Source organism: Streptomyces sp. NPDC006208 (assembly GCF_040613775.1).
Lineage (GTDB): Bacteria > Actinomycetota > Actinomycetes > Streptomycetales > Streptomycetaceae > Streptomyces.
In genome coordinates this window covers 1-7,075 of the sequence record NZ_JBEXSW010000101.1, presented here as the reverse complement: position 1 = coordinate 7,075, position 7,075 = coordinate 1, and the positions used below count along the sequence as shown (strand labels likewise).

The 7,075-nt window shown below is 69.1% G+C and carries 6 protein-coding genes and 2 pseudogenes; 5 read left to right on the top strand and 3 right to left on the bottom strand.

All coding sequences use genetic code 11. From position 1 onward, the window contains the following. The first annotated feature begins 243 nt into the window (after positions 1-243). Positions 244-921, top strand: coding sequence for a response regulator transcription factor (locus ABZ208_RS38590; protein WP_356914117.1), 678 nt, complete (start codon positions 244-246; stop codon positions 919-921). Positions 922-960: 39 nt separating this feature from the next. Here the strand turns inward: ABZ208_RS38590 and ABZ208_RS38585 are convergent. After that, positions 961-1,353: pseudogene (locus tag ABZ208_RS38585) on the bottom strand (phosphatase PAP2 family protein); the annotation flags it as partial. A 1,607-nt stretch (positions 1,354-2,960) separates the two neighbouring features. On the opposite strand from ABZ208_RS38585, the gene ABZ208_RS38580 reads away from it, so the two are divergent. Next, positions 2,961-4,274 (top strand): hypothetical protein, encoded by a 1,314-nt coding sequence (locus tag ABZ208_RS38580; RefSeq protein ID WP_356914116.1) that lies wholly within the window; start codon positions 2,961-2,963, stop codon positions 4,272-4,274. Further along, on the top strand, positions 4,199-4,870 hold the full coding sequence (locus ABZ208_RS38575; RefSeq protein ID WP_356914115.1) for a hypothetical protein: 672 nt from the start codon (positions 4,199-4,201) through the stop codon (positions 4,868-4,870). Before ABZ208_RS38580 ends, ABZ208_RS38575 begins: the two co-directional genes overlap by 76 nt. Before the next feature lie 148 nt (positions 4,871-5,018). Here ABZ208_RS38575 and ABZ208_RS38570 read toward each other — a convergent pair whose 3' ends face one another. After that, on the bottom strand, positions 5,019-5,225 hold the full coding sequence (locus ABZ208_RS38570; protein WP_356914119.1) for a hypothetical protein: 207 nt from the start codon (positions 5,223-5,225) through the stop codon (positions 5,019-5,021). Between ABZ208_RS38570 and ABZ208_RS38565 the strand changes: the two genes are divergently transcribed. Both ABZ208_RS38565 and ABZ208_RS38560 read left to right on the top strand, forming a co-directional pair. Continuing rightward, complete coding sequence (locus tag ABZ208_RS38565; protein WP_356914114.1) at positions 5,182-5,751, top strand: helix-turn-helix domain-containing protein; 570 nt, start codon at positions 5,182-5,184, stop codon at positions 5,749-5,751. The genes ABZ208_RS38570 and ABZ208_RS38565 overlap by 44 nt on opposite strands. 591 nt (positions 5,752-6,342) lie before the next feature. After that, positions 6,343-6,765: a nuclease-related domain-containing protein gene (locus ABZ208_RS38560; RefSeq protein ID WP_356914118.1), complete on the top strand. Its 423-nt coding sequence runs from the start codon at positions 6,343-6,345 to the stop codon at positions 6,763-6,765. 136 nt (positions 6,766-6,901) lie between these two features. On the opposite strand, the pseudogene ABZ208_RS38555 reads toward ABZ208_RS38560, so the two are convergent. Then, positions 6,902-7,075: pseudogene (locus ABZ208_RS38555) on the bottom strand (MerR family transcriptional regulator); the annotation flags it as partial.

Genomic DNA, 7,075 nt, shown 5'->3' with positions numbered 1-7,075 from the left:
CCCGCTACGACAAGCGCCGCTACGTCTACCTGGGCACCGCCACCGCCGCAGCCCTCACCATCTGGCTCCGCACATGATCGGCCGGACAAGTCCTAAATGCCGAGCCGACAGGAGACGGGATAACGTGCGAGTACTACGCGATGACGGCCGACCGGTTCGACGACAGGTCCGGCGACGCTTACCGGCTCTGCTTCCGGGACGGCATCCTGATGTCCCTGGACGCGCTCACCCCATGAGTGCTCGATGATCCGAGTGCTGATCGCCGACGACGAGCCGATGATCCGGGCGGGAGTACGCGCCGTTCTTGCCTCGGATCCGGACATGGAGATCGTCGCCGAGGCCGGTGACGGACACGAGGCCGTGGAACTGGTTCGGCGTCACCGCCCTGCGGTAGCCGTGCTCGATATCCGTATGCCGGGGCTGAACGGCATCGACGCGGCGGCGGAGATTCGCAGCACCGCGCCCAGCACAGGCGTCGTCATGCTGACGACGTTCGGTGAGGACGACTACATCCTGCGAGCACTCGGTGGTGGCGCGACCGGCTTCCTGATCAAATCGGGCGAGCCCGAGGAACTGATCACCGGGGTGCGGGCGGTGGCCGACGGCGCCGCTTTTCTGTCACCGAAGGTCGCGTCCCGGGTCGTCGCGCACCTCGCCGCGACGGGCGCGGGCACCCTCGCTGGCCGGCGCTCCGCCGCCCGCGCCCGAGTCGACTCCTTGACCGCCCGGGAACGGGAGGTACTGGCCTTTCTCGGCAGTGGGCTGTCCAACGGGCAGATCGCCCGGCGTTTGCATGTGGTGGAGGGGACCGTGAAAGCCCATGTGAGTTCCATCCTGGCGAGGCTGGGCGTGGACAACCGCGCTGCTGCCGCGGTCGTTGCCCACGAGGCCGGGATCGTTCCTGCGCCATCCCAGACGTGATGCCGTCCGCTGAGCCAGCGGCAGGACCGTGAGCAGTACGGCCACCACCACGGTGGCGCCGAGGATCGCGCCAGCGAGTACATCGTGCGGATAGTGGACGCCCACCAAGACACGCAGCAGCGCGGCGGCCCCGGCCAGCGGAAGCGTGGCTGCGGCAAGGCGCGGCCGAAGCACGGCCATGCCGACGGCCATCCCGGCGGCCAGGGTGGCGTGGTTGCTCGGGAAGGACCAGTCTCCCGCGCCAGGGCATTCCGCGATGAGGTTGGCCCCCGTGCGCAGCGCGCGGCAAGGTCGCTCCTCGTCCACCACCAGCTTCACTGCTTCGCTCACCGCGTAGGCCGCGACGGTGCCGCAACCGGTCAACACCGATCCGGCGGCCTCCCGTAGATCTTTGCGGCGGACTGCTGTCCACCACGTCCAGGCCAGCAACATTCCGAGAAGCACCAGAGTGCCCTCGGTGGCTAATTCCAGGAGCGGGCCCAGCCACGACGGCGCATCTGCCACCGTCCGAGTAACCGACCGGTACGCGGACGCCGATGCGCCTCCAGTGACCTGAACGGCACCGGCTTCGCCCAGCCCACCCGGGGAAAGCCAGACGACCGTTCCCGACCCCACGCCCAGGACGCCCAAAGCACCAAGCAGCCGGCCAGCTCTGATCTTCTCTCGTGGTTCTTGTTCCATGGGGTCTGAACGTAGAAGCGGAGACAGCCAGGAACCCGAGGCGAACGGCAACAGCGACCCCTGCCGATCGTCGGGGTTGACGAATATGGAAACCCTCGCCCACAGCACCGGAAGGCCATCCTGATTGAGGCCGCGAAGTCCGCCAACGCTCGTGTGCTGAAGGCGTGTCACGCCCTCTTCACCCCCCCGGGAGATCCTCGCCGTCCCAGCCTGCCCCACGGATCGTGTGGATGACTCAGCGAGCGCCGGCGGCGGCGCGGCGGGGGCCGCCGATCGCATCCGATTCGGGCCGCGCGCCCCGATACGGTCGAAGACCAGCAGCACGGGCGTGCGGGGCGTCGCCGTAGTCCCCTTCGGAGGCCGTCCAGCGGGTGCGCCACACGGGCCGCTCAACGCCATCGGTGTCGGTTTTCGGGACGGGCGACATCGTCGTCCAGGGCGACTGGTTCCCCTCCACGTGCGGCGTGAACAGCCTGGGCTGAGCGAAGGGATGGGTCGGCGAGGACTCTCTCGGGGAGACCTGCGAAGCCAACCCTTCCGGCAGCGGGAAACGCCTGACGCCTCTTGCACGCCCTCGCCCCTTCCCGTGGAGGGACGACGCGGCCCCGCCCAGGTCGCGGCACACGGGCGCGGCCGGCCCAGGCGGACCACCGCGAACGGCTCGAAGACCAGCTGCGGTTGCCGGATCCTGTGGCCGCGGCACAAAACCTGAACCGCGGTCGGCCTCCGCAGGCGACCCGACCAGGGCTTCCAGCTGCTGGGGGCTGATGGCCGACCACCACGGTCCACGCGGCCGATACCGCTCGGCGTCGGCGAACCGCACCCGCTGGAACTCTGTCAGCCCCGGCTCCCCGCCGCGACCCAGCTGCAACTGCACCCATATCGGTGGGAGTTCTTCGCCGGGACAGTGCCCCTCCCACACCGAACCGGCGAACACCTCAGCGGCGTTCGTCAGTCCCATGCCTTCACCGAAAACCTGGGTGACCACGGCGACCGACCGGGCCCGGCTGCGGTGAACAACTGCAGACGGCACGTCGCCGGAACCCCGAGGGCGCCAACACGGTGAACATGTGCTCATCCACGCTGCGCAGACGCAGCGCCCCCTCCGTGCCATCCGGGGCGGCCGGCCGGGCGCGGGAGAAGTCATCGTCCATCCGCCGCTCATGCACGACCACCGAGCCCCGGGACAGCGGGCGGCAGACGAACGCCGACGAGCATCACCGAAAGCCGTCGCCTGGCTGGGTGCCCGCGTAGCCCAGCGCGCAGCTGGAGGCGCCGCCACCCGCGGTCCGGTGACGACTGACTCTGTCGGACCTTGTGCACAGGCACCCGAGCCGTTCCGAGGGCAGCGTGGGGGCATGACTTCTCGCTTGCCGCGCCGTGCCCTCGTGCTGGTCACCGCCGAGGGGCTCCTGGTCCTTGCCGCCGTTGTGGTCACGGTGGTCACCTTGTTGTCGGGTGACGACGGGGAACCGACAGCCGGTCAGAAGCCGACGGCGTGGGAGGTGCTGGTCCAACGGCGGTACGTCGACGGGCCCAGCCGTCAGCTGGCACTCGACGCTTTCGCCTCGATCTTCGGTCCCATCCCCGGGGGCCGGGCCGTGGACGCCGACGAGATCGGCACGAGGTCCGGCACGCCGGTGATGCGGTGGATCGGCCCGTACTGGGAGCAGCTGTCACCCGAGCAGCAGAACGTCGTCCGCAGCTACGTCGTCGGCTCGCCGGAGGGCTCCGCAGGACCGGCAGGGCAAGCCGGGCCGCGCGTTCTCCGCGCGCCCCCGGATCCGCTCACCCCGAAGATTCAGCGTCTCGTCGACAAGGTGGACAGGGACTTCCGCGGGCAGTATCCCGCGGTTGAGTTCGTTAAGCCCGGCAAGCGGCTGGAGGTGAGGGCATCGAACACCCTGCACCCCAAGGGTCACGTTGTCGCCGGGCCTTTCGTGTACAAAGGCAACCCGCGTCGCCCCGAGATTGCAAGCACATCGGACACGACGTATGCCGGCTGTCTGATCACCTTCCACCGGCCCTTCCTCCAGGCTTACCGGGATTCGCCCACGCCGGACACCGACCCCGCCCTCCTCACCCTCGTCGCCCACGAGCTGTTCCACTGCCACCAGCTGCGCCTGCTGGGCATTCCGAGGTACTGGGGAATAAAGGACTGGCTCTCCGACGGATCGGCCCAATGGGCCAGCATGAAGTACGGGTTCAAGGATGTGGCCCCTAACGTCCGGGACACCACCTTCTGGCCGAAGTACTACGCCCCCTACACCTCCGATCCCCCAAAACCCAAGCCGTCACTGTTCGCCGGGGCCGAGGACAACATGGGCTTCTTCGCGCAGCTGGACACCAGCCTCGGCTCTCCCGACGAACCGTGGAAGGCCATCGACAAGATGCTGAAGAAGGGAAACAACAACGCGGCTTTCGACGTGGTGGGCAGCACCGCTACGCCCAGCGGTCGGAAGTTCCTCACCGAATGGGCGAGGGGCTTCGTCGGCGACGCCGCGCTGGGACCCGAATGGCGCACCACCGGGCCGGGGCTCGGGGACTACCAACCGGCCCCCCCAAGGAGCTCTCCCTCGGCACGAAGACAGAGACCATGGCCGGCCAGCCAGCGGTCGAGAAGAGGCAGGTACCTCTCGGCGAGAACGTCGAAGCGGTCCGCATCACGGTGAAGGGGCAGGGAGGGCTGGCCTGGAGCGGCGCCCAGCAGCCGAACAACGTCATTGACGCCCGTCAGGAGCAGACCCTGTGGTACTGCCTCCAGCCGGAGAAGTGCTCATGCCAGTCCACCGACCGCGCCGGAGCCGACTACATCACTGTGGCACTCACCGGCGGCATGAAGAAGAGCCACTTCCTGGCCGAGGCGAAGACCGGCGCCGAACTCTGCGCGCAGGCCGGTGGCGGGCTCCCTGGCACCTACGCCGGTCCCCAGCCCGACACAGACATCCACCTGCGCTTCGAGAAGGCCGGGGACGACGAGTACACCCTCACCATGACCAACTGGACAAGCCACGGCTCAACCGAACAGGGCTGCCAGCAGGACTACGGCCCCACAGTCGACCCGGCGCAAGCCCGGCTGCGCCCGCAGAACGGCCGCTACGAAGGCATCGCCATCTCCGTGTACAAGCACGGCAAGCGCTGCTTCTTCCAAACGCACACCGTCAAGGTCACCGTGGTCGACAAGGACACCGTGAAATTGTGCGGCGCCCCCTCACCGACATGCTCACTGGCCCGGCGCATCGAACCCGACCCGGCGCCCGTGGGCTGACCAGCGACCACATCCACCCCGCCCGGCCCGACCAGTCCACCTGGCCAGGACGCCAGCACAGGCCTCACGGGCCTTCCCCGCACTGCTCGCCCAGTTAGGCATGCCCGGGGTCCAGAACGCCAACGTCCCCCGCCTGTACGCCAACTACTCACACGAAGAGCGCGGGCCCGGTGCCCAGTTGGCGGCGGTCCGGCGGCCACGTCGTCACCTGGTGCTCGGTTGCGCGGGCGGGCGGCTCGACGGCGGCCCGCTCCGCAGCGGTACGGCCGCGCTCGCGACTGTCGCCAATTGGAGACAGCTCCGCCTCGGCGATGGGACGGGGACCGGTGCCCAAGGGGCGGCGGGTGGTGCTCACGCCTCATGTTCGCAGTCCTCGTCCGCAGTTACGGGCCAGGCCCATCAGGTGGCCGGTGTCCGGGCCACGAATCGGCGGTCAGCCGGACGGGTCGGCTCGACGGCGCCGCGCTGAGCGGAGCGGCCCCAGCCGTGCTCGCGGAGTTCATCCGGGAACTGATCGTGCAGGTCACCCACGAGGGCCTGGCGGAGGCTCGCGCCCGGGGCGAGCGCATCGGACGGCCGCCGGCCATGACGCCGAGGAGATCCGGCACGCGCGGGCCCTGCTCACGCAGCCGGAGAACACGATCACCTCGATCGCAAAGCTGCTCGGCGTCTCGCGCACGACGCTGTACAAATACGTGCCGGAGTTGGCAGCGGGCCGCGATTCCCTCGTACGGAGCGAGCCCCACCCCGCCTTGCCAGGGCTCGCTGACTGCGACTTCTTCCCTGCTCCTGTCTGTCCTGCTCCGAGTCCTCATCCAGAGGTGAGGCGGGGGCGCCCTTCGGGCGTATCTCCTCCAAAGCCCAACTTGGGGGTCACTTAACAACGGGACCAGAGCTGGAATCCGGGCCGATCCAGCCGCCGTAGTCGATGTCATCACGGAGACCCCCATCGGAAGGCGCAACGTCGCCACCGCGAGCACCACCACCACCAGGATCGTCGGGAGGCGCAACGTCGCCACCGCGAGCACCACCACCAGGGTCAGCGCCCTGCTGACCGTCGTCCATGATGACGTCACCGCCCCTGGGGATCCTGGGGTCCTTGAAGGTGCTAACGGGGTTTTCGACACCGGAGGCGACGCTCGCGGGTTGAGTGCTCGGGGCGGCGAACGCGGTGGACGATAGCGAGACGCCTCCGGCGGCGAAGGCGGTCGATGCCATGAGGAGGACGAAGCGTCGGGTCCTTGTGACGGTCATGAGAGAGGCGTCCTTTCGCGGATCAAGGGGATCGGGTATGCGGATGAGGCGAGCGGGCTGTCTGCCCGCAGTGAGCCGTCGTCCGTGACTCCCATTGCGCCCCAAGAAGGAACCCGGGTCACGGCACGGAAAATCGGGACTTGACAATCGGGCGACCCGGCGCCGGGGAAGTACGGACGGCGCGGCTCCTGGCTCCCCTCGTACGGAAGGGGCACGCCGTGGTGCTCCACGACCGTGCCGTTCCGAACAGTCGCGCGAACTTGGATCATCTCGTCTTCACGGTGGCCGGTGCGGCGTATGTGGACACGAAGAACTGGAGGTCGGGCAAGTCCCGGCTGACGGTGCAGGGCGGCACCCTGCGGTACGGGCGGTACGACCAGAGCCGCGCTCTGCAGACCGTGGTGTGGGAGGCGGAACAGGCTGCTCGTGTGCTCGGCGTTGCGGTGCGGCCGGTGGTCGCCGTGCACGGGGCCAAGGTGCCCGCGCCGCGCGGCTGTATGCAGATCGGCGGCGTGACCGTGGTGGAGGCGAAGCGGCTGCGCGGCCTGCTGCGGAGCCTTCCTCCCCAGCCGGGCTGGGACTCGGCGCGGATGGCGGCGGTCGGGCAGCTGGCGGCACAAGCGCTGCCCCCGGCTCACTGACGCCAGACATCCCGGCGTGAGACTCGGGGCTGCGGGCCCTGACCGGAGGCCTGGTGTAGGCAGTGTTACCCGGGACGTTGAAGCGTTCCGGGTCACGTCCGTGAGCGGCAGCGACGAAGCTGCCGGGAAAGCCGTCTCAGGCCGCGGCCGTGGGGTTCGCCGATTCGGCGGTGCGGCGGTATTCGGCGTTGATGCGCTGGGCTTCTTCGAGCTGTTCTTCGAGGATGACGATGCGGCAGGCGGCCTCGATGGGGGTGCCCTGGTCGACGAGTTCCCGGGCGCGGGCGGCGATGCGCAGCTGGTAGCGGGA

Bases quoted from the DNA above. Each gene is read 5' to 3' on its own strand.
- ABZ208_RS38590 (WP_356914117.1), top strand. From the start codon at position 244: ATGATCCGAGTGCTGATCGCCGACGACGAGCCGATGATCCGGGCGGGA.
- ABZ208_RS38580 (WP_356914116.1), top strand. From the start codon at position 2,961: ATGACTTCTCGCTTGCCGCGCCGTGCCCTCGTGCTGGTCACCGCCGAG.
- ABZ208_RS38575 (WP_356914115.1), top strand. From the start codon at position 4,199: ATGGCCGGCCAGCCAGCGGTCGAGAAGAGGCAGGTACCTCTCGGCGAG.
- ABZ208_RS38565 (WP_356914114.1), top strand. From the start codon at position 5,182: ATGGGACGGGGACCGGTGCCCAAGGGGCGGCGGGTGGTGCTCACGCCT.